General features: G+C 66.3%; 1 protein-coding gene and 1 pseudogene. Both read left to right on the top strand.

Annotated elements, in window-relative coordinates; genetic code table 11:
- Positions 1-294, top strand: a pseudogene (locus EN914_RS35435) (metallophosphoesterase); the annotation flags it as partial.
- Positions 295-415: 121 nt separating this feature from the next.
- Positions 416-1,324 carry an SH3 domain-containing protein gene (locus tag EN914_RS35430; protein ID WP_024504124.1) on the top strand — a complete coding sequence of 303 codons (909 nt, stop codon included), beginning with the start codon at positions 416-418 and terminating at the stop codon, positions 1,322-1,324.
- The last annotated feature ends 83 nt before the right edge of the window (positions 1,325-1,407 follow it).

Below are 1,407 nucleotides of genomic sequence, written 5' to 3'. Positions count from 1 at the left end.
CACAGCCACCGCGCGGAACTGATCCGCGTCCCCGACGGTCCCGTCATCTTCAATCCGGGCAGCATCGGCTGCCCTGCCTATGACGATTCCACGCCGCCGGCGCATGTCTCCGAGCAGGGCTCGCCGCATGCGCGCTACGGCATCGTCACCTCGGGCAGCAACGGCCAGCCCGACGGCTTCGAGGCCATCGCCGTCGACTACGATCATGAGGCGGCCGCCAGGCAGGCCGAACAAGCGGGCCGGCCGGAATGGGCTCACGCGCTCAGAACCGGGTTCATGCCCCTGCCCGGCTGAAGGCTGGCGAAACGGCGGCCCGAATTTTCGGGCTTACATGGCGCCGCGTCGTCCCTTATAAAACCGGCCGGGCTTGCGGCGGGCTCGATCCGCCGGCACGGTATCAGCGCACGGCCAAACGATGAGGCGCACAGTTACGCTCCGAACAATCCTCCATGCGCTGATTGCTGCTCCGCTGCTGATGACGGCGTGGCCGGTGATTGCCCCCGCTATGGCTGAAGAGATGGCCCAAGAGGCGCCGGAGCTCGTCATCTCCGTCGTTACCGGCCTGGCGCCGGACGACCTTCTCAAGGTCCGCACCACCGCATCGCCGGTCGCCACGGTCGAGGCGCGGCTGAGCAGCGGCGACATGGTCACCAATCTCGGCTGCAACGACATCAACGGCTACAAATGGTGCAAGGTCGAAAGCACGGGCAAGGAGAAGCTGAGCGGCTGGGCACCGGCGCGCTATCTCATCCCTCTCAATCCGACCCCCTATGTCGAAGGTGAGCCAAGACCGGCCGATGCGCCGGTGGTTGCCTCCACCGGCAGCGGCAAGGAGGCCGGGCAGGCCTCGGCACCGGACCAATCGCAGGCCATCGGCTCAGCTGACAGCGCGCCGGTCGCACCGCCCGACCTGACGGCGCGGCTTGGCGGCGCCGGTCCGGCAGCCGAAAGCACGCCGAAATCGCCAGAGGAAATCGGCCACGCCGCCATGCAGGATGCGTACCTACTGGCGCTGGCGGCGCCTGACGTCCCGCTTGATTCCGCTCCGACGCTGGCTTCTGGCCCCGAAATTCCTTGCGCCCGCTATGTCGGCCAGCCGATGGAGCGCTGCAAGGTCAGCGTGGTGCACAGCGCCGACAAGGCGAACATCACTGTGACCTGGCCCGACGGCGGCACGCGCATCATCTCTTTCCGTGCCGGCCAGCCGGCCGGTTCCGACGCGCCCGGCGACTTCCGCTTCACCAGGGAAGGCAGCCTCAACATGATCCGTGTCGGCGTCTCGGAGCGGTTTGAGATCACGGATCAGTTGGCGCTGGGGAATTAGAATTTATGGGAGTAAGGGAGTAGGGGAATAAGGGAGTGTGTTTGGAATGCCCTCGAACCCAACCTACTCCCCTACTCCCCTAC

The organism is Mesorhizobium sp. M7A.F.Ca.CA.001.08.2.1 (genome assembly GCF_003998455.1).
In the GTDB taxonomy this organism is placed as follows: Bacteria; Pseudomonadota; Alphaproteobacteria; order Rhizobiales; family Rhizobiaceae; genus Mesorhizobium; species Mesorhizobium ciceri.
The sequence above is the reverse complement of the archived record's forward strand: the minus strand, read 5'-3'. Positions and strand labels throughout refer to the sequence as shown.